Below are 24,423 nucleotides of genomic sequence, written 5' to 3' on the forward strand. Positions count from 1 at the left end.
TTTAGCGATTGTCTTTTTATTTTCAATTTTCAATTATTATGGGCAGGTTGTTATTTTTATTGAAGTATTACGTGTTTTGGCTTGTGTTCTCGATTGTGGCAAAGGTGATCTTTTTGATTTACCAGTACAAGGATACGGCGACTCTCACCGGGTATGATTACGTGATGTTGTTCTCGAAGGGGATACGCATGGATCTTTCGTTCGGTGGCTACGTGATGATACTGGCTTGCGTGATCATGGCGATAGGGGTATTCTTACCGTTCAAATGGTTGAAACGTGTATATTCATGGTTGACATGGATACTTTTGGCGGTATCCAGTTTGATCATGGTGGGTGATTTGGAATTGTTCAAGAATTGGGGATACCATATGGATGCCACTCCGCTGTTCTATTTGAAGACACCGGGAGAAGCGATGGCATCGACACCCACGGGACTAATTCTTTTGTTGGTATTGCTTTGTGCGGTAATGGTTGCGGTATTTTATAGCTTTTACCGTCGTTGGGTGGCGAAATCCTTAAAGCCCGTGCAAGAGGCAGCCTGGCGGAGCGTGATTTACATTCTTCTGGGCGGGTTGATGATTATTCCCGTCAGGGGAGGTTTCAACGTGGCTCCGATGAACGTGAGTTTCGTGTTCTTCAATAACAAAAATATGTATGCCAACCAGGCAGCAGTCAATCCGGTTTGGAATTTCCTGTACGAGGTGACTCATGTCAATAAGATAAAAAGTGACTTCGTTTTTATGCCGAAGGAGCAGGCGAAACAATTGGTCGACAGCGTGTACACGGAAACGGGTACATTCCCCATGGTTTTGAAAACGAACAAGCCCAACGTGGTGGTGCTTTTATTGGAAACCTTTACGTTGAATGCTTGGGATGCCATGCCTAATTTGCAGTCTATCGCGAAGGAAGGTATTTTCTTCTCGAATATATATGCCACGGGAAATCGTTCCGACCGGGGAATATTGGGTGTTATCAGTGGTTTCCCGGCTCACCCGCAAGTGTCTATGCTGAAGTACCCGAATAAAACTTATCTGCATCCCCGTTTTCCCTTGGATTTCGAGGCTAACGGTTATACAACCCGATTCTATTATGCCGGGGATTTGAACTTCGGGGGATTCCGTTCCTACGTGACGATGAGTTTTCAGAGCAACGTGACCGAGGATGATTTTTCTGGTGAGGCAATTGAAAATCGTTTCAAATGGGGTGTGCATGATGGCTATATGCTGGATCGCCTGTATGAAGATTTGCGTGTGGCGAGTACTCCTTTTATGTATATGGCGTTCACGATGAGCAGCCACGAGCCTTTCGAGGTTCCCATGGAAACAAAGATCCCGGGAGATGATAACGGTTCGAAGTTGAAAAACGCTATAGCCTATACCGACCAATGCCTGGGAGAGTTTTTCGAGAAATGCAAAAAGTCCGGGATTTGGGATAACACGTTGTTCGTGTTGATTGCCGATCACGGGACACGCCACGTGGGGAACCTGCAACCTCATTTGCCGGAGGCTTACCGCATTCCGATGATCTTTACCGGGGGAGCGATGAGCGTGCGGGATTCCGTGGTCAATACTTTAGGCTCCCAAACCGATATGGTAGCTACGATGTTGGCACAATTGGGAATGGACGCCTCGGCTTACCATTACAGCAAAAACCTGCTCGACCCGACTGCCGTGCCTTTCGCCTTCTATGCTTTTTCTAATGCCGCCGCCGTGGTGACAAGCAACGGCGCCTATATTTTTGACTTGAAAACCAAAAAGAGTATAGGAACGAACACGACCCCCCGGGATGGAGAATTGTTGAAGGCTTATTTGCAAACCATCGACCAGGATTTCAAGGAACGGTAATAAAACAGAATTGTAATTGTTTGTTATTCGGCTTGTTGTATTGAAGTTGAATGCAAGAATTACCTCCATTTTGGAGGTACATGGAAATCATTGCTAAATTCAAGCGAACTGCTATGTCCATGAAGAAGACTGTGTGTCAAAGTCCAAATGGGCTTTAAGCAAGAGTGTCAGTACTTTTCTCCCACTCTTCCCGTGTGTTTCCCTATCCTAAAAGTAGGAGATATTATATAATAAAACAATTCTTGAACAGTTTATTTCGTTTATCAATCGAATAATAATCGAATAGTAATCGTTTAGAAGATAGGGAAAGGGGCTGGAAGAATGGGAGAAAGTAGCGTGATGTTAGCAAAACCGTTCGTTGGTCGATGCGTCTGGCGAACCCGAGATAGCCGCTCCGAGGGCTACGTGTAATTGCCGTCCGTTTGTTTCGTACAAGCCGTTGTATTATTTATGAGTTTGACAAAATACAAAATTAATATGCTGAGGATTGCAAATTGAATCAATGTAAATAGAGTTTTTGTCATATGTCGAAATATTTTTATTGTAAAGTTTGCGAACTTTGCAATATTTTTTTATTTTCGTAACATACAAATATTAACTATTAAATCGTTAAGCTATGAAGAAAATTAATCGAAACTTTTTTAAGTCCTTCATGTTTATTTGCGTGGGCTTGATGGCAGTAATGCTTATGAGTGCTGTAAATCTTTGTGATCCTCCGGGACCTCCAGGACAACCCAAAGTCATAGACTATGGGATAGATTGGTGTACAATTCAATTTACTCCACCAACTCATGACGGAGGTTCTCCTATATGCGGTTATCTTGTTGATTACAGGTATAGAGGAGAAGTTTGGAAGCCGTTTACAAAAAAAGAAACGCCTATACTTGCCTACAAGATAAAGATCCCTGATTTAAAAGCAGGCAAAGAAATTGAATTTCGTGTCAGTGCTGTAAGTACAGAAGGAGGGGAAGGTCCTTATTCTGCGTCAAGTGAACCACACATAATCAGAGAAAAGTAATACTATAAAAATATCACAATAAAGCCAACTAATTTAGTCGGCTTTATTGTGATATTTTATTAAACTAATCTATTTTACTTTCACCCATTTCACGGCATCTGCCACCACTAACTGAGCATACTTGTCTTTACCCCATTCCTTTATTTCCTCAAACGGAGGAATACCCCGATCATCCAAAACGACACGGGATTCTCCTGCCGGTAAATTAAATCTCCCCAATGAAATCCACTCATCAGTATCGTCCCCAGTCCTCTCTACCACGACTTTTTGACTTCCTTTCGGGGTATAGACCGTATAGTAATTCTTCATTCCCGGATAATTTGATTCATAACTATATCCCCAAGCTCCACCACTAATACGAGATTGGTAAAAAAGAATCTCGTATACCCCCGCTCCCGGTAGATTCGCTATCCACTCCGCCTTACAACTTCCATTCCCGGCAATCTTGATAAAAGCACTTTTTATCTCCTCTCCGTAAACTCCAGTTTGCTTGATAAACGGTCTTCCCCACATACTTTTCTTGAAATCCGGACCCATCCTATATTTCTTCTCGTCCTCTTCCGCCAACTGATCTGCCAACCGTTTCAACCTGTTACCCGATGAATCGATCAAATGAAAACCCTCATCCTCGTTGTCGACGATAATCTCTCCGGGAGGATAAAACTGGTTCCTGTCAAGAGGTTCGACACATTCCGCCGGAAGATCCCCTTTCCACAATGGAGTGCCATGATCGCCAAGTATAACTCGTTCCGGTACGCTCCTCGCAAAATTGGTGGACACGAAAACAATTAGTTTATCAGCCTCGTTGGCAACGATCCGCTTGTATTCTCCCGGTTTGATCAAGTAACTCCGCCAATTGTCAATAACCCATTTCCCGTAATCATCAGAATAAGCCCTGATGACCGAAACCAAGCCATCCACCTTACCGATATTGCCTACCTTGAAATCAACCGACTGCATATCCTCTGTCTGCCGGAATTCCAAATCTTTTATCACCAATCGCGGTACCTCGTGCGTCGTGTACCAATCATCCACGAATGGCTTGATGTCCTGCCCGAAACGCTTGCGGAATCCCTCCATGAACACGTCAAAATCCACTTCCCGAAAACGGGCACGCTCGTAGAACTCCCGCGTGTAAGCGCACACCGAATTCCAATTGGTAATTGTCGTCAAGTAGGCGAGTAACTGCGAAACTTTCATGCTAATCAACTTATTGTATCCCCACGAATACTCTCCCCGGATTACCCCTTCCAATCCCCCTACCGCGATACTATCCAGCATCGACGGGAACAAAATAAGCTTGTCAAGCGTCGGATTTGCCATTTTACCGAACAACATATCAATCCCTGCGTACCTATCGGAAGCAACACTCCAATGGAAATCCGAGAAAATACGTTCCACACCTATTTCAGCAAGAAAGCGAGGGAACTTTTGGAATAATATTTTTTCCTGCACGTTTGTTTCCCTCAGTTCATCAGGGGAAAAGTCCCCCGGTTTATCATCTTTCTCCCACATCCGTTCCCCGAAAAACACCATTTCCGGCTGAAGATTATTATGGAAAGAATAATCATAAAGGAAAGAAGAAGGCACCTCCACTAACTTTAGCAACTTGAAGGGGTACGGGTTAGGCATACTTTTCTCTATACGGTCACGGCACTTGTTCACCACCTCATCCCAATACTCCTTTGTGTTCGGGTACCCCGCTATTTCATCCATCCAACCGTCAAACGACTTCAAGTAAAAATCATTTCCCAGGTACGTGTAGAACTCCAGCGTGATGGAGTCCGCCACCACCGACCGCTTCACGTAATCGCCCATGCAAAGTGACAAACCGGTTAATGCCTGTAAGTTGCGGAACGTCACCTCGTTCTGTCCCTCCTCCGGTACGCCTTGTGATAACACCACTTTTCCGTCGGGATTCTTCACGCGCAACGTGTAATCCGTGAAGTTCGTTTCTTTCGACGGCTGCAAGGCTACTGGTGCCACCGCCGCCGGGTACCATAGTACCTCCGGGATGAGTAGCGTGTAATCCTTTGACACGAACGCAGAACGTTTTCCTTGTTGCTCCATCTGTATCAATCGCCGTACGGGAGCGAAATACCTATCATCATCGATATTTACCTGGAAAATATCCTCGTCGATACATCCGCCGTACTCCATTTCCAACATCACGCTATCCCCGGGAGCCAACGACCGCTCAACGACCACCACTTGTCGGTCTCGCTGAAAAGGTACCTCCCGTCCCCCTGACTCCAGTCGGCTGATTTCCAGCCCGGGATTCAGGAACAGAATTAACCGCTCCATCCTTTCCAATTTTCGGTTCACCACAGTCATCCGGCTCACCGCCGAGAAATCCTCGCCCCTCGGCGTATACGTGATCTCATGCGCCATGATTCGTGCCTTGGGATACGCCTCGTACTGTAAGAAAGCCTCACGATACCCCTCCCGGTTCTCTCGGCGGGTCTGGAACTTATCGATATAAACATATCCCATCCCCACGGCTAATACCACGAACAGACCACCCGCCGCCTGATAAAACACTCTCCGTCCCGGCACATTGGGCAATCGCCTCGTGAAAGGAACTGCCAGGCACAGGAATCCCAGCCCCAGCAACAAGAACGTCCCCCGTTGCAACAGGCACACGCCGGAATGCATAAACCCCACTATCGAGGAAAAAGATTCTGGCAACAGGCTTCCCCGGAAATCCAGTATTCCGTGAAGTGGCTTCGCCAGGTAAATATACGACACGCAAAGGAACCCGGTCAACACGAGCCAACTCACGAAAGGATGTCGCAATGTCCTGTTCACCAGTAACGACATCCCCGCCACGAACACGAACGTCGGCAACACGTCTCTCAAAAAGAAGGACAGGTACACCCACGGGTTCACGGGTGAATCCGGAATTACCAAATTGATAAACAGGCAAAGCGTCATGAAAACGACATCTGCGACCAAAAAAGGGAGAGCCATCCCCGCTAATTCTGCCCCGAAAATCTGACTGTTGCTTAGCGACCGAATAGAGTGCACCTCCCGGCTATCCGCTTTATTCCGAGCCCTCGACCTGTCGCAAACCAAGAACACCACGACTAGAGACTGTAACAAATTCAAAAAATAGACCCCTCTTGTGGGGAGAGAGGACGCTAACGCTATGCTCCGCCACGCCTCCTGATGAATGTCCCACGGGGTTAGAAACGCCAAAGTGTAACCTAATACACCTAGGATAAAAAGACGGAACAACCAGTTTCTTTTTACTAACTTACTCTCGTAAGTAACAATAATTTGCCATCCTGCCATACACAACATTTTTTATTAGTACACATTTTAAAAACACGAAAATATTCTTATCTCATAAAACTCATCTTATTTACAATCGTTCGTTAACTCTATCAGTGTGATTTCCGGTCGTTGACCGATACGTCCGGCGAACCCGAGGTAGCCACTCCCGCGGGAAACGTATAATTGCCGTCCGTTCGTTTCGTACAAGCCGTTGTATTCCGGGTAGACGTATATTGACGGACTCCATCGGAAGTTGCCTATTTGTATCCCGATTTGCATGGCGTGGGTATGTCCTGCAAGCATGAGAGCCACGGGGAAACGGATGACCTCGTCCCGCCAGTGTGACGGGTCGTGGGAGAGGAGAATCACCGGGTGTCCTTCCGTGCCTTGCAGGGCTTGCGGAAGGTTACCGAAACAGGGGAAAGGTGGGCGTCCGCAATTCTCGACACCGGCGAGGTAGATCGTGTCCGTGCCGATCACGAGGGGTACGTTGGTATTATTCAACATTTGGAAACCTGCCGTTTCCATGTTGATAAAGAATTGTTTCAGGTTGTTCTTTTGTTCTTCCGGGGTTGCCCATCTCACGTATGTACCGTAATCATGGTTTCCCGTGGAGGAATACACGCCGTGTTTCGCTTTTAGTTTTTTCAACTGTTCGATCCAGGGATCCATTTCCGAGGCAAAGCTGTTTACCATGTCTCCGGTAAACACGATCAGATCGGGGTTCAAGGCGTTGACTTCGTTCACGAGTTTTTTGACCCCGGGATAATGCTCGCCATAACTACCTAGGTGTAGGTCGGTGAGTTGCACGATGCGGAAACCGTTGAAATTGTCAGGGAGTTCCTTGATACATACTTGTTGGTGTTCTACTTTGAAATTATATCGTCCCCAGGTGATGCCATAGAAAATCAGTAGGAAAGAGAATGCGGCAAGCCCGAGGGCTGTCCGGTGTATGATGCGGGATGCCGGGATACATTTCAGTTTCCGCAATAGGATGGCGAAGATGTTAATAATGATGTATAGAGTCTTTGGGGTATAGAAAAGTAGAATCACGGAAACACCTTTGCCTACCCAGAAATAGGCTTCCGGTCCTTTTAGCGTAGGGATAAAGAAATGATAGACAACGATACAAGCCATGAAAAACAGGGAGTGTAGCCAGAACAAACAATTGTAAATTCGTTTTTTCAAGTAACGTTTGATTTGCCAATAGAGTAGCGAGTCGTTCAGCAACACGCAGAGTAGTCCGGCTATAAGTATGAGTAATCCTGTTTTCATGTTTATTTATTTGAATATAAGGGTCCCGAAGTGTTCCGGTTGGTGAAAATCCGGTTTTGGGGTTTTCACGGGATGCCAGGTCACGAAATGGGGGTGGGGTAGTTTATTCCCGCATTTATGGAAATTACCTCTAACCGTGGTTCCCGGCTTGGGTTGAAATTTGTGTCTGAAAAAGACGGTATAAGGGATTTTTACCGTGAGCGACCATTGGTAGAAGGCTTCGTCCGGATCTTCGTTGTTGAATTTTATCGTGGAGTCCCGGAGAATAGTACTGTCCAACCTGCGGGGAACGGGTCTGCGGTTCTCCCGGCTAGTGCCGAATGCGCCTAATACCGTGCCGATAGCGTTGATTTCTATATTGTAATATCCCACGCATTTCTCGGGTTGAATAAAAAACTCGACACATGAATCTTCCCACACGGGTGCGCAAGGTGTGATTTCCGTGGCTCGGAATTCATATTCCTGCACGTCGAATTTCAGGAAAAGATGGTGTTCATTGTAGGCAATCCGAAAGTAGACTTTGGGTTTGTTGGGATAATCGTCAGTCCAATTGATTTCTTGCAGGTTTATTCGGGTACATTCCCGATCTAGATAATAACTCAAAGCCTGTAAGGTTTCGCTGCTTGCTACTTCCGGGAATTTTTTTATTTCAATGATATCCATGGCGAGAGAAAAAATGGGACGTGTCAGGTGAAATTTGCCTGACACGTCAATATAATTTATTTTAAAATAGTCCGGTGATTTTACCGTCGTTGTCGATGTCTATCTTTTCAGCTGCCGGAATATCCGGTAAACCGGGCATTCGCATGATACTTCCCGTGATCGGGATGATGAATCCCGCACCTGCCGCTATTTCAATCTGGCGTACCGTTACCACAAAATCTTTCGGGCGTCCCAGCAGTTTCGGGTTGTCCGAGAGTGATTTCTGAGTCTTGGCGATACATACCGGAAGTTTATCCAGACCTAGATCCATCACTTTCTTCAAGTCGGATTTGGCTTCCGAGGTATAGTCGATAGCAGCCGCACCGTATAGTTCCTTGGCGATCGTCTCGATTTTCTTCTCCACGGTCCAGTTCCAGTCGTAGAGAGGTTTCATGCTGCAAGTGCATTGCTCTGCCACTTTGGACACGAGGCGTGCCAAGTTTTCGGCTCCTTCACCACCTTTTGCCCAAACTTCGGCAACCTCCATGGGTACATCCAGCGCTTTGCAGGTTTCGGCAAGGAAGGCGATTTCCTCGTCGGTGTCTGTCACGAACTTGTTGATAGCGACTACGGGGCAGATATTGAATTTCTTCATATTCTCCACCTGTTTCTCGAGGTTGGCAACGCCTTTCTTCAACGCTTCCAGGTTCGGTTCTTTTAATTGGTCGAGTTTTACCCCGCCATGATATTTCAACGCTCTCACGGTGGCTACCATAACCACGGCACTAGGCTTCAGACCGGCTTTCACGCACTTGATGTCGAAGAATTTCTCTGCACCGAGGTCGAAACCGAATCCGGCTTCCGTCACCACGTAATCGGAAAGTGTCAATCCCATGCGGGTAGCGATAATGGAGTTCGTTCCTTGTGCTATGTTAGCGAATGGTCCGCCGTGAATGATAGCCGGGTTGCCTTCCAGCGTCTGCACGAGGTTGGGTTTGATGGCGTCTTTCAAGAGAGCCGCCATTGCCCCGTGCGCGTTCAAGTCTCGGGCGTAGATGGGTTGCTTGTCAAACGTGTAACCGATGAAGATGTTGCCTAACCTGTTTTTCAGGTCTTCAAAATCATCCGACAGACAGAGGATTGCCATTACCTCAGAAGCAGCCGTGATGTCGAATCCGGTTTCACGTGGGATACCGGCTGAGGTTCCGCCCAGTCCCACGATGATGTGGCGCAGGGAACGGTCGTTCATATCCATTACCCGCTTCCAGGTTACCGTGCGGGGGTCGATGTTCAACGAGTGGGTTTTACTTTGGATGTTATTGTCTATCAAGGCGGACAGCAAGTTGTGTGCTTTCTCGATAGCCCCGAAATCTCCCGTGAAATGCAGGTTGATGTCCTCCATGGGAACTACTTGCGAGTATCCTCCCCCGGTGGCACCTCCCTTGATACCGAACACTGGACCCAACGAGGGCTCGCGCAATACCACGGTGGCTTGTTTACCGATGCGGTTCAATCCTTCCGTCAGACCGATAGAGATGGTTGTTTTTCCTTCTCCGGCTGGGGTGGGGGATATGGCTGAAACCAGTACTAATTTCTTCCCGTCGATTTTCGATTTATCAATCAGGCTTAACGGTAATTTTGCTTTATATTTCCCGTAAGGTTCCAGTAATTCCCTGTTGATTCCCAGTTTGTCGGCAATCTCGTAGATCGGTTTTATCTGTATGGAATTGGCTATTTCAATATCTGTTTTCATATCTATTATAGTTGATGTTATTTTAAAATGAATTTCGTCGTCCCGATTTGTTGGTTATCTGAGAACAGGTCGGCGATGTATTCTCCTTTTTCCAGGCTACCGTCGTTAGGCCAGAATATGGCGATTTCCAGTTTTTCTCCCTCGTACTCGATCTCTCGTCTGGCGGAATAAGTCAGTGTGGCATTCTGGTATTTGAAATAAGATTTGCTGGAAGCTGCCAGAACTTGTCCGTCCGGGCGGGTGATACGCAAGTAGATCATCCGGGGACCCCGCTTGGCGGCGACGTTCCGGGTGAGCGAAAAGTCGGCTTTCAGCTGGAAACATCTTCTGAGGTTGGTTTCTTTGTCGTTTTTGTTCACGCAATATACCCGGAAATCTTCTACCGAGAGGGTGGTCGCTTTTTCAAGGGTTTCCGCCATTTTTTCGGTTTTTTGTTCCAGTGTTTTATTGCGTTCGCGCACCCAATTCATTTGTTTCTTGACTTCCGTGTTCTCGGCTACTAGTTTTTGGTTCAGCTGGTTCAGCGAGTCGATTTGCACCACGTAGCTTCTCAGTACCGTTTTCAATGTGCCAATTTCTTTCTTGTAGCGATTGATTTCGGCAAAGGAATTGTTCCGGAATTCTTTCATTTTCTCCATGAGCGAGGCGATTTTCTCTTGCTCGTGTGCCAATTTCACGTTCAATGTATCGTTGTCTGTTTTGAGATTATCGTAGTGATGGCTTAGATCAGTTAATTCTTGTTGGAGTTCTTCCTTTTCAGCCGTGATGGCTACCATATTTTCCCGGTTCTCTTTTTTCTCGATCAGGAAAAAGACAAAAAGAACGATCAGTATGGCGGACAGAACGCCGATAACAATTAGTAACGTCTTATCTTTCTTGTTTTTAGTAAGTTGGTTTTCTTCCATATGCATATTAGGTTTTATGTTATAACAAAAGCTTGGTTATTCATTTCAACAAATATAGATATAAAACGTTATAGAACGGAGAAAGGATTAGATTTTATAAAAATTTAGCACTTGCTTTTTTGATTTAATTTTCCTAATATTGTGACAGGCGTTTTAAAAATGAAATATAGAACCCTTGATGAAATCATAATCTAAAACAGGGAGGTAATATGACGGAAGAATTCTTGCAATACGTGTGGGCAAATTCTCTTTTCACGAGTGTGCGATGCTTTTCTACTAAAGGAAAAGAGGTGGAAATACTGAATGTCGGTTTTCAGAACCGGGACGCGGGACCCGACTTTTTTAGCGCGAAAGTGCGGATAGACCATACCGTTCTCGTGGGGAACGTGGAGATTCACCAGAAGGCGAGCGATTGGTTCCGGCACGGGCACGAGAAGGATGCGGCGTATGATAACGTGATTCTTTCCGTCGTGGAGGATGCCGACATGGAAGTTTATAATTCTCGGGATCGGGAAATCGATGCGATTATCCTGCGATACGATCCCCGGTTATGGGATGAGTATGTTTTCATGCAAGGTGTTCCCGTGGAACCCCGTTGCTATCGTAATCTGCGACGCATTGATTCGTTGCGTATGGATATGCTTCTAGCGGGGTATGGCATCGAGCGTCTGGAGAGGAAATGTGGGGATATTAAAATGATGTTGGAGGAAACGATGTATGATTGGGAGGCTTGTTTCTACCGGATGCTGGTGCGTTACTGGTCGGGAAACGTGAATGCCGATGCTTTTGCTCAATTGGCGCAAAATCTTTCATACAAGAAGGTGATCCGTTGCAGCGATAGTTTGTTCCGGGTGGAAGCCTTGTTGCTGGGATATTCCGGGTTGTTGTCCGATTTGGAGGAAGAGGACGATTACACGATCGCTTTACGGGAAGAATACGAGTTTCAGGCGGCGAAATTCCATTTGACGGCGATGCAGCGGTCACAATGGAAGTATATGCGGATTCGCCCGACGTCTTTTCCGACAGTGCGGTTAGCTCTCTTGGCTGCTTTGATGATGCGGTTTAATTTCATTCTTTCCACGGTTTTGGAAACGGAACGTTTGGAGGATATTTATAAGTTGCTGGATGTGCAGGCTTCCAAGTATTGGAGTACACACTACAAACCGGGAGTACTTGCCACGCAACAAGTGAAGCGATTGGGAAATAGTATGAAGACCGTGATAGTGATTAACGCGATCGTTCCTTTTCTTTTCGTGTATGGCAAGGAGAGGAAAGAAGAGCGCTATTGTGATAAGGCTGTACAATGGTTGGAAGAGTTGGAGGCGGAACGCAATCACGTGACAGAGACTTGGACGAAACAAGGGGTGAAACTGAAATCCGCCTTGCAGTCCCAGGCTTTGCTTCAAATTAAACGGGAATATTGCGACGCTCACCAATGCCTGCATTGCAGGATGGGAAGCGAGGTGTTCCGGAGTGTGGCTAAGGAATCGGATGTGTAGAGGGGGATTATAAAAAAGAATGGATGTATTGACGGAGATATAAAAAGGGAATGACCAGTTTATCGTGAGGTCATTCCCTTTATACTTTGTATAGAAAGGTGTATTTATTTTAGTCCTTTTCTTTTCAGCAAAGGATCGATCGAGGGTTCTTGTCCCCGGAATTGCTTGTATAAAGTCATGGCATCTTGTGACCCGCCTTTTGACAAGACGTATTCCCGGAATGCTTTTGCTTTCTCGGGATTGAAGATGTCCCCGGTTTCCTTGAAAGCCTCGAAAGCGTCGGCATCCAATACTTCAGCCCACGTGTAGGCGTAATACCCGGAGGAATAGCCTCCCGCAAATATATGCTGGAAGTAGGGGCTGCGGTAACGCACCGTGATTTCGGGAATCAAGCCGATTTTGTCCAACGTGGCTTTCTCGAATTCGTTCGGGTTCACGAGGTCGGTCGTGGTACGGGTGTGGTAAGCCATGTCCAAGAGGGCGGCTGCCATAAATTCGGTGGTGACGAACCCTTGGTTGAAATGTCCGCTCTTTTCCAGTTTGTCGATCAAGGATTGTGGAATGACTTCTCCCGTTTGGTAATGGCGGGCGTATACTTTCATCACTTCGGGATCGGCAGCCCAGTTTTCCATGATCTGCGAGGGAAGTTCCACGAAATCGCGGGGAACGGATGTGCCGGATACCTTATTATAGGTACATTGGGATAACAACCCGTGGAGGGCGTGCCCGAACTCGTGGAAAAGGGTTTGTACCTCGTCGAAGCTGAGTAGGGCGGGAACTCCTTCCCCGGCAGGTTTGGTGAAGTTGCACACGTTCGTGATCACGGGGGAGATTTTTTTGTCTAAAGCCGATTGTTTCCGGTAGGAATTCATCCATGCCCCGGAACGTTTGCTTTCTCTCGGGTGGAAGTCCATGTACAGGATGCCGATATGGTCGCCGTTGGCTTCTTTTACCTCGAAAGCCGTGGCGTCGGGATGGGGTACGGGAATGTCTGCACGCTGCGTGAAGGTTATACCGTATAGTTTATTGGCGGTGTAGAACGCGCCATCTCTCACGCTTTCCAGCGGGAAGTACTGGCGGAGTTCGTTCTCGTCCAACCCGTATTTGTTTTTCTTTATTTTCTCCGCGTAATAGCGCCAGTCCCACGGTTGGAGTTGGAAGTTTTTGCCTTCTTTCCGGATCATTGCCTGAAGCTCGGCTGCTTCTTTTTTGGCTATCGGCAGGGCTGCTTTCCAGATCTGATGGCATAAATTGTACACGTTTTCGGGCGTTTTTGCCATGTTATTGTCCAGAATGAAGGACGCATGGTTGTCATACCCCAGCAATTGGGCCTTCTGTACCCGCAAGGAGGTCATTCTGGAGAGTATTTCTTTGTTGTCGTACTCATTGTCGTTGTTGCAACGGTTGATGTATGCCTTGTATATTTTTTCTCTTAAATCCCGGTTGTCGGCGTATTGCAGGAAGGGAATCATGCTCGGGTTGTGGAGCGTAAATACCCATTTGCCTTCCAATCCGGCGTTTTTCGCGGCGGAGGCGGCAGTGGCAATAACGTTAGCGGGCAGACCGGAAAGGTCTTTCTCGTTATCGATGACTAATTTGAAGGCGTTAGTTTCGTTCAACAGGTTCTCTCCGAATTGCAGGCTTAACACGGATAATTCACTGTTCAGGCGCTTGAAGGTTTCTTTATCTTCCGGGGAAAGGTTGGCTCCGCCTCGGACAAAGTCCTTGTAATATTTATCCAGCACGGTTAATTGCTCCAGGGTGAGGTTTTCTTTTTCCCGGTTCTCGTGCACGGTCTTGATACGGGCGAATAGTTTCTCGTTCAAGTTAATGGCATCCCTGTGTGCGGTTAGCTTCGGGGTGATTTCTTTGGCGATCGCCTTGATCGAATCGTTGGTATTGGCTCCTTGTTGGTTGCCGAACACGGAAGCTACTTTGTTGAGCAATTCCCCGGAGGTCTCCAGCGCGTCGATGGTGTTCTTGAAGGTGGGTGCTTCCGGATTGTTGATGATCGCGTTGATTTCAGCTTGTTGCTGTTTCATCCCTTCCTCGTAAGCCGGAATATAATGCTTGTTCTTGATTAAATGGAAGGGCGGAACCTCGTGAGGGGTTTCGTACGCGTTGAAAAATGGATTTTCATTCTTCACTTGCCCTGATTGGCAGGATTGCATAGCCAGTCCTACGAAACAAACTAAGTAAGTGATTTTCTTCATTCGTGAAATTTTAAATGGTTTCATAATTAAGTTTGCAAATTATCACTTGCAAGGTCACACGTTTACGTGTGACAAATATAATTAAGTCCGATTGAATATACAAGTAAATGATTTTCTCCTTATTTTTGCGTATTTAATGGAAATTGTGTTATGAGTGTAAAAGAGAATGTGGCAACGTTTGTCACGAAGCTGCCAAAAATCATTTTATTGTGCGTGATCGTTTACTTGATTTCGTTGAATTTCAAGACGGTTGAAGAGGATAAGGGAGGAACGGTGGAAACGGAACAATCGGATATTGTTCCCCTGGACGAGGTGAAGAAGTATTTTCCCACTTGCACGAGTGTCGAGAAAGTCAGTGACGTTCGTTATGACGTGAAGGGCGACGGGAAAGTGATCGGCAAGCTGATCGTCACCACGCCTGTTGCCGATGACCTGATCGGTTACGCGGGGAATGTGCCTTTGTTCCTGGCGGTGTCCGGGGAGGATGTGATTCTGGGGCTTACTTTATTGGCTCATAGTGAATCTCCGGCTTTTGTCCGGAGAGTAGAGAAAAGCGACTTTTTCACGTCCTGGAACGGAAAGACGCTGGAAGAAGCGGCAGAGTTGAACGTGGAGGCGGTTAGCGGGGCAACCATGACTTCCGATGCCGTTCGGGGAAGCGTGAAGAAAGCGTTGAATTTTTACCTGGAGCGGGACGGTGGAGGACAGCATACCGATTGGTTGAAGACGATTCGGCATGCCTTGGGAGGTCTGGTGGTGCTATTGGCTCTCGCTAGTGTGTTCTGGGGTAGCCGGATGAAAAGATGGCGTTTGCCTTTGCAGGTGGCTTCTATCTTAATTCTCGGGTTCTGGAGCGGGTATTTTGTTTCGTTCGAGTTGTTGTTCAACTGGTTGTTGAACGGGATACCGTGGGGAGCCCGTGTTTTGCTGCCTGTGGTAGCTTTGTTGGCGATTGCCTGTCCCTTGTTCCTGAACAAGGCGTATTATTGCGCTTACCTGTGTCCGTTCGGGGCAGCCCAGGAACTCATGGGGAAAATTCGCAAGAAAAAGATTGTCCCAAAGGGAATATGGTGGAATATTTTCAAATATACCCGTGTTACCTATTTTATGATGATTCTTGCCTTGTTGTTGTGGGGAATCCCCTTGGAACTGGCTTCTTTGGAACCTTTTCCCGCATTTTTGTTGGCTGCGGCATCGGGTTGGGTGATCGCACTTGCCGTGATATTTTTAGTGTTGTCAATATTTTTTTCTCGCCCCTGGTGTAATTATTTTTGCCCCACGGGAGAGCTGCTGGATATTTTGAGAAAAGGCGATGGGAAGGCAAGCCCGGAGAGATGGAAGAAGGTAGTCGGGGAGGGCGTGGCGCTGGTGATATTCCTGGGAGTACTGTATTTTATTCTGCAATAAAAAAATATTGAAACTTTTTTATCAAAACACTTGATTGTTTGAATTAAAAGTGCGTAATTTGCATCCTGTTTGGAAAGCGTTTATAAAATATTGAGAGAGATGTCAAGAATTTGTCAAATAACTGGAAAAAAAGCAATGGTTGGTAACCATGTTTCCCACTCTAAGAGAAGAGTAAAGAGAACATTCGAGATCAACTTGTTTAAGAGAAATTTTTATTGGCCGGAAGAAGATAGATGGGTACGTTTGAACGTATCTGCAGCCGGATTGCGCCTTATCAATAAGAAAGGTATTAATGCTTGCTTGAAAGAAGCTACTGCCAATGGTTTAATTAAGAACGTATAAAGTAAGAAGAGATGGCAAAGAAGAGCAAAGGAAACAGAGTACAGGTGATTTTGGAGTGCACGGAGCATAAGGAATCCGGTATGCCGGGGACGTCTCGTTATATCACTACCAAAAACAGAAAGAACACCCCCGAGAGAATGGAGTTGCGTAAATACAACCCGATTCTGAGAAGAGTAACTTTACACAGAGAAATTAAATAATTAAGCTATGGCAAAGAAAGTTGTTGCGACATTAAAAACAGCAGATGGTAGAGGATTTGCAAAAATCATCAAGATGGTTAAATCCCCGAAAACCGGTGCCTACACTTTTAAGGAACAAATGGTTCCTAACGAACAGGTGAAAGATGCCTTGAAGAAGTAAGGTTTTAAATCTTTATATAAAAAAAGGAGCGTTTCACAACGCTCCTTTTTTATTTGCAATTTTTTTTCAGAAAAAGTGTAACCTATCAGAAAACTTTCCGTAAAAGAACACAGATTAGCGATCAAGACACGAGAAATGATTGCTAAAACAGAAAGAGTTAGTTTGAAAGATTGAAAAAAATAAATTTCCTTGATTTTTTTCGGGAAATAATGAAACCTTTCTTTTTCGGTGACGTTAAAGAGAGTATATTAGATGATGAACTTATGATTTATTTTTAGCTGTTATTAGATTGAATCATCTAGCATAAAAGAGAGGGGATAGCTTTGACCATGGTTTAAGCTGATTTTCTGAGAGAGTTCTTAATGGTACTGGAATATGTTCTACGGGACACCACGCACACACACACCACACACACAGACGCACGCACACACACACATACAACATCTTTTCGTCAGTCCCAATATATTCCATTTAAGACTTGCAGAGAATCCCTCCTTTTTTATTTATATCATTTAGTAATTTTCGAGTGTACATAACCCTATTTATTTTGATTTGATTCCTAGAATTTTTAACCTTTTCCCGCTTGTGTTTCATTTCCATATTGTCTTTTTTTCTGTAACTTCGCAAGTTAGTTTTTAAGGTCAAGAAAGATACATGGATTACAGAGAAGAAGATAATAATATAGCCATATATGGTGCCCGAGAGCACAATTTGAAAAATATAGATTTAACCATTCCCCGCGATAAGCTGACGGTCATTACCGGGTTGAGCGGTAGTGGTAAATCGTCGTTGGCGTTTGACACGATCTATGCCGAGGGACAACGACGGTATCTGGAAACTTTTTCGGCTTATGCCCGCCGTTTCCTGGGAGGGATGGAACGCCCGGACGTGGATAAGATCACGGGATTAAGTCCGGTGATTTCTATCGAGCAGAAGACGACAAACAAAAATCCCCGTTCCACAGTAGGGACGACCACGGAGATTTATGACTTTTTGCGTTTGCTGTATGCCCGCGCGGGGGTGGCTTATTCCTACGAAACGGGAAGCCGGATGGTGAAATATACCGACGAGCAGATACTGGAATTGTTGCAGAAGGATTTTGCCGGAAAACGTATTCTTCTGCTGGCGCCCGTGGTGAAGGGACGTAAGGGACATTACCGGGAATTGTTCGAGAACCTGCGGAAGAATGGTTTTATTTCTGCTCGGGTAGACGGGGAGATCCGGGAGATCACGATCGGGATGAGCGTCGACCGCTACAAGATGCACGACATCGAGATCGTGGTAGATAAGATCGTGATGGACCAGGTCGATTTGAAGCGTTTAAAAAACTCAGTGGCGACGGCAATGAAGCACGGTAAGGGCGTGATGACGATAAAAGATTACGAGAGCGACGAAGTAAAATATTATAGCCGCCATTTGATGTGCCCGGACACGGGTATTTCCTATAAAGACCCGGCACCCCATACTTTTTCTTTTAATTCTCCTCACGGGGCTTGCAAAAAGTGCAAAGGGCTGGGGTTTGTCAATCAAGTGGCAATGGATAAAATCATTCCGGATGATTCGCTGTCTATTTATGCCGGGGGAATCTTACCCCTGGGAAAATATAAAGGTTCGCTTATTTTTTACCAGATTGAAACGATATTGCGGAAGCATGGCACGGATATAAAACAGCCGATACGGGATTTGCCGGAAGAGGCGTTGTCGGATATCTTGTACGGCTACCCGGGACAGTTCCGGTTGGAGAACGCGGAGATTGGGGTATCTTCCAATTTCCTGACGACGTACGAGGGTATTCTGAAGTACGTGACCATGCAGGAGGAGAACTCAACCTCCAAGAAAGCCAACAAGTGGGCGGAGCAGTTTATTTCCGTGGCTACTTGCGATGTTTGTAACGGGCAACGCCTGAACCAGGAAGCCTTGCATTTCCGTATTAACGGGAAGAATATTGCGGAGTTGGCAAACATGGAATTGTCTGACTTGTACGAGTGGATTTGCGACGTGGAATCTCACCTGGAAGAGAAGCAGAAACAGATCGCGGGAGAGATATTGAAAGAGATTCGTACCCGTTTGAAGTTCATGCTGGACGTGGGATTGGAATATTTATCCCTAAACCGGCAGTCGGTGACGCTTTCGGGGGGAGAATCGCAACGTATCCGTTTGGCGACGCAGATCGGTTCGCAGTTGGTGAACGTGCTGTACATACTGGATGAACCGAGTATCGGGTTGCACCAGAAGGATAACCGGAAGTTGATTCATTCTTTGCAGGAATTGCGGGATAACGGTAATTCCGTGATTGTCGTGGAACACGATAAGGAAATGATGGAGAATGCCGATTACATTGTGGATTTGGGCCCCAAAGCTGGACGAAAAGGCGGGGAAATCACGGCTATCGGGACGTATGCGGATGTGTTGAAGAGCGATAGCCTGACGGCGCAGTACCTGAACGGGAAAAAAGAGATAGCCGTACCCGCGCAACGCCGTGAGGGGAACGGGAAAATGATCACGTTGAAAGGTTGTACTGGAAATAACCTGAAAAACGTGAGTGTCGATTTTCCGTTAGGGAAGTTTATTTGCATCACGGGAGTGAGTGGTAGTGGTAAATCGTCGTTGGTGAATGGTACGTTGCACCCGATATTGAGCGCGTATTTCTATCATTCGTTGACGACACCTTTGCCTTACGAGTCGATCGAGGGTATTGACAATATTGATAAAGTGGTGGTCGTTGACCAGAGCCCGCTAGGGAAAAGTCCCCGCTCGAACCCTGCTACTTACACGGGGTTATTTACCGATATTCGTAAAATATTCGAGAAGTTACCGGAATCGCAAATACGTGGATATTCTGCCGGTCGTTTTTCGTTTAACGTGAGCGGTGGTCGATGCGAAGAATGCAAGGGAGCGGGAGTGAAGACTATCGAGATGAATTTCCTGCCGGACGTGTACGTGCATTGTGAAGCCTGCGACGGTAAACGTTACAATAAAGAAACTCTGGAAGTGCGCTACAAGGGAAAGTCTATTGGTGATGTGCTGAACCTAACGATTAACCAGGCGGTGGAGTTTTTTGAAAATCTTCCTCATTTGCAGTCTAAATTGAAAATATTGCAGGATGTCGGCTTAGGTTATATTAAGATAGGACAACCTTGTACCACTTTGAGCGGGGGTGAATCACAACGTATAAAACTGGCTACCGAGTTGTCCAAAAAGGACACGGGGAGTACCTTGTATATATTGGATGAACCGACAACGGGGTTGCATTTCGAGGATATCGATATCCTTTTAGGTGTTTTGCAAAAGCTGGTTGATAAAGGAAATTCCGTTATCGTGATAGAGCATAATCTGGACGTGATAAAAGTGGCGGATTATATCATCGATATGGGACCCGGCGGAGGTAAGGCGGGAGGAGTCGTTGTTTGTACTGGGACTCCCGAAGAAATAGCCAAGAATCAAAAGTCGGAAACGGCTCCATTCTTGCGAGAAGAGCTTAGCCGCCATGCAAAATCATAAGCCTTCGGATTCTGTGATTTAGGGATTGTCGATTAAATGATTTTTTTGAAAAAACGTCGCCACACGTAATTTTTCGTGTACGGGTCTTTCGAGGTGAGTACGAGGGAGGCTTTCCCCACGATAAAGTCCTCGGGGATAGGACCGAGGTAACGGGAATCCCGGGAGTCGAATACTTTGTCTCCGCAAATGAAATACCAGTTTTTACGGAAAGTATATTGTCGGATGAGGGAATCGCCAAGATAGATTTTTCCCCTGCTGATGCGGATAGGTGTTTGAGTTTCGTGCGAGATGATCGTGTGGTACAAAGGGTAGTTGGACGAGTCTATCGTGATCGTATTCCCGGCGGCAGGAATATACAGGGGACCGAAATCCCGGATATTCCAACCGTGCCGGGTGTCGAAAGGGAAGGCATGGAAGATTCCTTGTGCATAGTCACCCCGGTATTGGTGCAGGCGTTGTTGGTCTTGCAGGTTGCCATAGCCGCTTTTGCCGTTCACTATGTTGATACCGCCCACGATGGAAAGCGTGTCCCCGGGAAGGGCGACGCATCGTTTCACGTAGAATGTCTGCGGGTCTAATTCCCATATCCCGTCCTGGTTGTACTTGGGGAAATTGAAAACGATCACGTCGTTTCGTTTCAGCGAGCTGTATCCCGGCACCCGCACGGTTTCCGGTCTAGCTCCTTCGAGGAAATCGAGGTTCTTGTAGAAACGTGCCCCCATGTATAGTTTGTTCACGACGATAAAGTCACCCGGTTCGATGGTCGGGTACATCGAGTCGGAAGGAATACTGTAAAAATCCACGATAAAAAACCTCAGCAAAGCGGCTATCACTATGGCTAACAGGAGGGCTCCCGCATATTGTAATATGTTCTTGATGATTTTTTTCATTTCTTTCGGGCAGCTAGTAGTTACGGAGAAGTAGGCGCATATCTCTTTTCATTTCCTCGACAGCGGAGGAGAATACTTTGGGTTCTTTTTCAAGTACGATTTTGGCGGTGGTGATGGCTTTTTCGGTTTGACCGCTTTCAGCGTACATTTTGGCTAATAAATAGAGCGGGTAGATGCGGTTGGGGACGGTGCGGGATGCCTTGAGGAAAGAGGCTTCCGCTAGGTCGTATTGTTGCATCGCCTGATAGTTTTTGCCGATGATGTTGTGGATCATCGGGTCGGAGGAGATTTCGGCGGCTTCACGGAGTACCCGGTTGCTTAAGCCGGGACTATTCGTGCGGGAAAGGCATTGCCCGTATTCAAACAGGAAGGTGGGGTTGTCTTTCATGATGGGATATAATGCCCTGTAATTATCTACCGTGCGCTTGAATACCTGCATATTGAAATAGATTTGCTCGTTTTTCCAGCGTTTGAAAGCTTCTTTGCGTTCTGTTTTATGAGAAGTGTAACGAAAAGCCGGGGCGAGCAGGAGCAAGCAAAAGATGCCCGTGACCCATCGGGAGGAGGAAGGGGTGTCAGTTGCGGTACATTGTGCCACAAGTAGCGCGAAAAGGAGGGTTAACGGTAACACGCTGAACGGGTAGGAGAAGGAGGCAAAGATCAGAAAGGCTGACAATGCTCCCACGTGTCCCGCTTGCTTGTATATTTGAGCCCGGTAGGCGTATCGGATAGCCGAGATAACGATACCGAGGAAGAGTAATAGCCCGATTAGCCCGTTTTCCACGGTAATCTGGATCAACTCGTTGAAGGCAAATTCGGGGGCATCGGCAACGAGTTCTTCCCGCGGCGTGTAGTCCCCTTTAGTAAAATAGGCTTCTTGGGCTTTCCCGTAAGGTCCGGCGAAGTTGCCGAAGCCGATTCCCGTTACCGGGTGGGAGGCTATCATGGTGGAGGATACTTTCCAGATCAGAAGCCGTCCGTCGGCGGAGGCTTTTTTCATCATGTAGGTGCCGATCATTAAAGTACCGATGATTAAGAGAATAGAAACAACCGCTACGGGAGTGACGATCGGGTGTGCCCGGTAAAACGCAATACATTGCCGGCGCAGGTGGTAATGGTGTTCGACCACGATGGCGCAACCGACGATAGCCGCTACCCATGCACTTCGGCTCATGGTGGCGGGCAGCACGAGAAGGAGTGCCACGAGTACGATGATCGAGAGGATTTGAGGCAACTTTTGTGTCGTGAGGGCGTAATGCAAGGTCAACGGGAAGATGGCAACCAGGAAGCTGGAATAGGGTCCGGGGTTAAAGAATGAACCTGTCAGGTCGAACTGCTCGTGAAGGGAAGGCGTGAAACCATACAATTGTCCCACTCCCCACGCTGCCTCGATAAATCCCGTAAACAAAAGTGCAGCATTAACGAAGTTCCCCGAGGAGAAGGTTGTAAGTACCCTGAATAGAAAATAGGTAACACCAACCAGCACGAGAATGCCAGCACGGGCGGATATTTCCATGCCGGAGTAAGGTAAATTCAAGAGGCTATATACAATGTAGAGAACCACGAACAGGTCCGTGAGCGTGAAGCGGAAAGGACGAATCCATGCCAGCGGGGTACAAGCAATAGCCACACCCGGAAGTATAGAATAAAACCAAAAGACTTTTGCTGCCCGGTTCCCAAGATCATCCCCGACAATGAATGTTGACGAGAGTAATAACAGGGATAAGATGAAAACAATTGTTCCTAGCGTGTACGTCTTTATATTTTCCTTGGATGGCATTTTTATTGTTTTTTGCAAAAATAGGAAAATATACAACAATATGTACAATGGGAAGTTGATAATATTCTGATAATTTTCAACATTACTGTTTAGAATAAATCCGTGTGAGAGCCGATTTAAGAATTTAGTGATTTGAGATTTCCGATGTTTCTTCTTCCTCTTTTTCTTCTTTAGGTGGCAGGGGAGTATTGAAAATGTCGTACCTGTCTTTGGGTTGGAGGTATTGCAGCCAGCGGAAATCTTTCAGGCGTTCTTCTTCCGGGTTGACGAGAAGGAGGGGTGTCAGGTCGCCATCCGGTTTGTTCATGAAGATGATGTCCGTGACTCGGCGTTTATCGATCATGATGCGGATATTGGAGCTAGTGGCACGGTTGACTCCGATGATGGCACCCTGGTCGTCGGGGTAGTAAATGGTTTCCCCGCTACCATCCACGTACACCATGTACAGTTCGTTATCCCTGAAGTATCCGGTCATGTTTCTTCCTTTAATCTGATCGAACATTTGGGTGTCCCATCGTCGTCCGACCATAAAGGCTTTGGTTGTCATGAAAAATTGTTTGACTTGCCCGTTACCCGTGAGCAAGGATATTTTCTCGGCAGTCATTTGGTAGCCACTTGCCCATGTGATCGGTTCCTTGTAGAGGGAGATAGTAGAATCGGCACTCAAGTAAACCATCGAGTCGCACACGCCTTGCAGATCCCGGCTGTAAAACCTAACCTTGTGGTATGCCCGCAGTATTTGATTTTTGGCGGAATCCTGATCCATATACAGCGTGTCGCCGTGCAGGAATAAAGAGTCTTGTTTGCCCACCATGATAAGCAATGCACTGTCCGTGACGAAAGCCTGGTTGGTGGTCTGATTCATTTGGGCGTAGTGTCCTTTCACGATCACGTCGTTGACCGAGTCTATCAATGTAATGTTTTGATACAGGTTAGCTATTCCGCTGATACTGTCGATAATCATAGTATCCCCGAATCCCGTGTAAGTAAGATGGGTGATTCGGTTGTTTTTGTACAATTCGGCGTGTCCCAAGTTGGTGTCGTACCATCCGTCTTCGGAATATAGCGTGTTGTTGTCCTCTCCTTTGCCGTAGATATTAGAGGGACCTAGAATGTACACCAGTTTGCTTTCAGTGTTATACTTTAAGGTATCGGAGTAAATGTCATATTCGGGGGAAACAACCTTTACGCTGTCTTTGAAGAAGGCTAGTTTACTTTGTGTGAAGTAAGTGCCTTGTTTACTATCTAGCGTGTTGACTTCGTCTTTCAAGTTACCCCAGTTGAAATAGTATCCGATATCGAAAATTCCGTCGTAATCCAGGTAATTGGTTGTTAGGGTAATTTGCGGGTCTTTCAAGGTTACATTTCGGCGAACCTGTATTTGTCTTTTGTTCGCGTCATAAAACATATAGTCACCCGTCATGTGGATACTATCGTTTTTGACTACCCGCACGTGCCCGAAAGCTTCCAAGTAATTGGTATCTGTCCGTTCTACCTGGTAAAGGCTGTCGCACCACAGAAGCACGTCGTCGTGTTTCATGTGGACGTTCCCGATGAATTTATTCAGATTGTGCTGGGTTTCCATGCTGAAATTATCGGCATTCAGGATTTTGACTTTTGATTTTTTTTCCTGTGCTGTCCCATTTATGGGGAATAATCCCCATATTATGCATAACATTCCAACCCAAATACCTGCTTTTGTCATGAAAAGTAGTCGA

General features: G+C 46.4%; 17 protein-coding genes. 8 read left to right on the forward strand and 9 right to left on the reverse strand.

Annotation, left to right across the window (positions count from 1 at the left end; genetic code table 11):
• Positions 1 to 38: 38 nt before the first annotated feature.
• Entirely contained in the window at positions 39 to 1,844 is a 1,806-nt protein-coding gene (locus BN8899_RS15610) for an LTA synthase family protein (RefSeq protein WP_231932393.1), read from the forward strand.
• 616 nt (positions 1,845 to 2,460) lie between these two features.
• Positions 2,461 to 2,862, forward strand: coding sequence for a fibronectin type III domain-containing protein (locus BN8899_RS15615; RefSeq protein WP_065220095.1), 402 nt, complete (start codon positions 2,461 to 2,463; stop codon positions 2,860 to 2,862).
• 69 nt (positions 2,863 to 2,931) lie between these two features.
• Here BN8899_RS15615 and BN8899_RS15620 read toward each other — a convergent pair whose 3' ends face one another.
• The 5 genes from BN8899_RS15620 to BN8899_RS15640 all read right to left on the reverse strand — a co-directional run bounded on the left by BN8899_RS15620 (position 2,932) and on the right by BN8899_RS15640 (position 10,713).
• The gene (locus BN8899_RS15620) at positions 2,932 to 6,156 is read right to left on the reverse strand and encodes a carbohydrate-binding protein (RefSeq protein ID WP_065220096.1); all 3,225 of its coding nucleotides are present in this window, start codon (positions 6,154 to 6,156) and stop codon (positions 2,932 to 2,934) included.
• Positions 6,157 to 6,222: 66 nt separating this feature from the next.
• Positions 6,223 to 7,413 (reverse strand): metallophosphoesterase, encoded by a 1,191-nt coding sequence (locus tag BN8899_RS15625; RefSeq protein WP_065220097.1) that lies wholly within the window; start codon positions 7,411 to 7,413, stop codon positions 6,223 to 6,225.
• A gap of 6 nt (positions 7,414 to 7,419) precedes the next feature.
• Positions 7,420 to 8,121 (reverse strand): carbohydrate-binding family 9-like protein, encoded by a 702-nt coding sequence (locus BN8899_RS15630; protein WP_148375465.1) that lies wholly within the window; start codon positions 8,119 to 8,121, stop codon positions 7,420 to 7,422.
• 16 nt (positions 8,122 to 8,137) lie between these two features.
• On the reverse strand, positions 8,138 to 9,808 hold the full coding sequence (locus tag BN8899_RS15635; protein WP_065220098.1) for a formate--tetrahydrofolate ligase: 1,671 nt from the start codon (positions 9,806 to 9,808) through the stop codon (positions 8,138 to 8,140).
• A 17-nt stretch (positions 9,809 to 9,825) separates the two neighbouring features.
• Complete coding sequence (locus tag BN8899_RS15640) at positions 9,826 to 10,713, reverse strand: coiled-coil domain-containing protein (RefSeq protein WP_065220099.1); 888 nt, start codon at positions 10,711 to 10,713, stop codon at positions 9,826 to 9,828.
• A 209-nt stretch (positions 10,714 to 10,922) separates the two neighbouring features.
• Between BN8899_RS15640 and BN8899_RS15645 the strand changes: the two genes are divergently transcribed.
• The gene (locus tag BN8899_RS15645) at positions 10,923 to 12,212 is read left to right on the forward strand and encodes a DUF2851 family protein (protein WP_065220100.1); all 1,290 of its coding nucleotides are present in this window, start codon (positions 10,923 to 10,925) and stop codon (positions 12,210 to 12,212) included.
• Between the two features lie 104 nt (positions 12,213 to 12,316).
• Here BN8899_RS15645 and BN8899_RS15650 read toward each other — a convergent pair whose 3' ends face one another.
• A complete protein-coding gene (locus tag BN8899_RS15650; RefSeq protein ID WP_065220101.1) occupies positions 12,317 to 14,425 on the reverse strand; it encodes a M3 family metallopeptidase in 2,109 nt (702 codons plus the stop codon).
• Positions 14,426 to 14,575: 150 nt separating this feature from the next.
• On the opposite strand from BN8899_RS15650, the gene BN8899_RS15655 reads away from it, so the two are divergent.
• The 5 genes from BN8899_RS15655 (at position 14,576) to uvrA (ending at position 20,035) form a co-directional block, all read left to right on the forward strand.
• Entirely contained in the window at positions 14,576 to 15,832 is a 1,257-nt protein-coding gene (locus BN8899_RS15655; protein WP_065220102.1) for an FMN-binding protein, read from the forward strand.
• Positions 15,833 to 15,931: 99 nt separating this feature from the next.
• Positions 15,932 to 16,174: a 50S ribosomal protein L28 gene (gene rpmB / locus BN8899_RS15660; protein WP_018336621.1), complete on the forward strand. Its 243-nt coding sequence runs from the start codon at positions 15,932 to 15,934 to the stop codon at positions 16,172 to 16,174.
• 11 nt (positions 16,175 to 16,185) lie between these two features.
• On the forward strand, positions 16,186 to 16,374 hold the full coding sequence (gene rpmG / locus BN8899_RS15665; RefSeq protein WP_018336620.1) for a 50S ribosomal protein L33: 189 nt from the start codon (positions 16,186 to 16,188) through the stop codon (positions 16,372 to 16,374).
• Positions 16,375 to 16,381: 7 nt separating this feature from the next.
• Positions 16,382 to 16,534: a DUF4295 domain-containing protein gene (locus tag BN8899_RS20475; protein WP_018336619.1), complete on the forward strand. Its 153-nt coding sequence runs from the start codon at positions 16,382 to 16,384 to the stop codon at positions 16,532 to 16,534.
• Positions 16,535 to 17,188: 654 nt separating this feature from the next.
• Positions 17,189 to 20,035 (forward strand): excinuclease ABC subunit UvrA, encoded by a 2,847-nt coding sequence (gene uvrA, locus BN8899_RS15670; protein WP_065220103.1) that lies wholly within the window; start codon positions 17,189 to 17,191, stop codon positions 20,033 to 20,035.
• A gap of 32 nt (positions 20,036 to 20,067) precedes the next feature.
• Here the strand turns inward: uvrA and lepB are convergent, their stop codons facing one another.
• From lepB to BN8899_RS15685, 3 genes are all read right to left on the reverse strand, one after another.
• Positions 20,068 to 20,925, reverse strand: a complete 858-nt coding sequence (gene lepB, locus BN8899_RS15675) for a signal peptidase I (protein ID WP_065220104.1) — start codon at positions 20,923 to 20,925, stop codon at positions 20,068 to 20,070.
• Positions 20,926 to 20,938: 13 nt separating this feature from the next.
• Entirely contained in the window at positions 20,939 to 22,705 is a 1,767-nt protein-coding gene (locus BN8899_RS15680) for an O-antigen ligase family protein (RefSeq protein ID WP_148375467.1), read from the reverse strand.
• A gap of 124 nt (positions 22,706 to 22,829) precedes the next feature.
• A complete protein-coding gene (locus BN8899_RS15685; protein ID WP_065220105.1) occupies positions 22,830 to 24,410 on the reverse strand; it encodes an OstA-like protein in 1,581 nt (526 codons plus the stop codon).
• Positions 24,411 to 24,423 lie beyond the last annotated feature (13 nt).

It is taken from the genome of Butyricimonas sp. Marseille-P2440 (genome assembly GCF_900091675.1).
Classification (GTDB): domain Bacteria; phylum Bacteroidota; class Bacteroidia; order Bacteroidales; family Marinifilaceae; genus Butyricimonas; species Butyricimonas synergistica.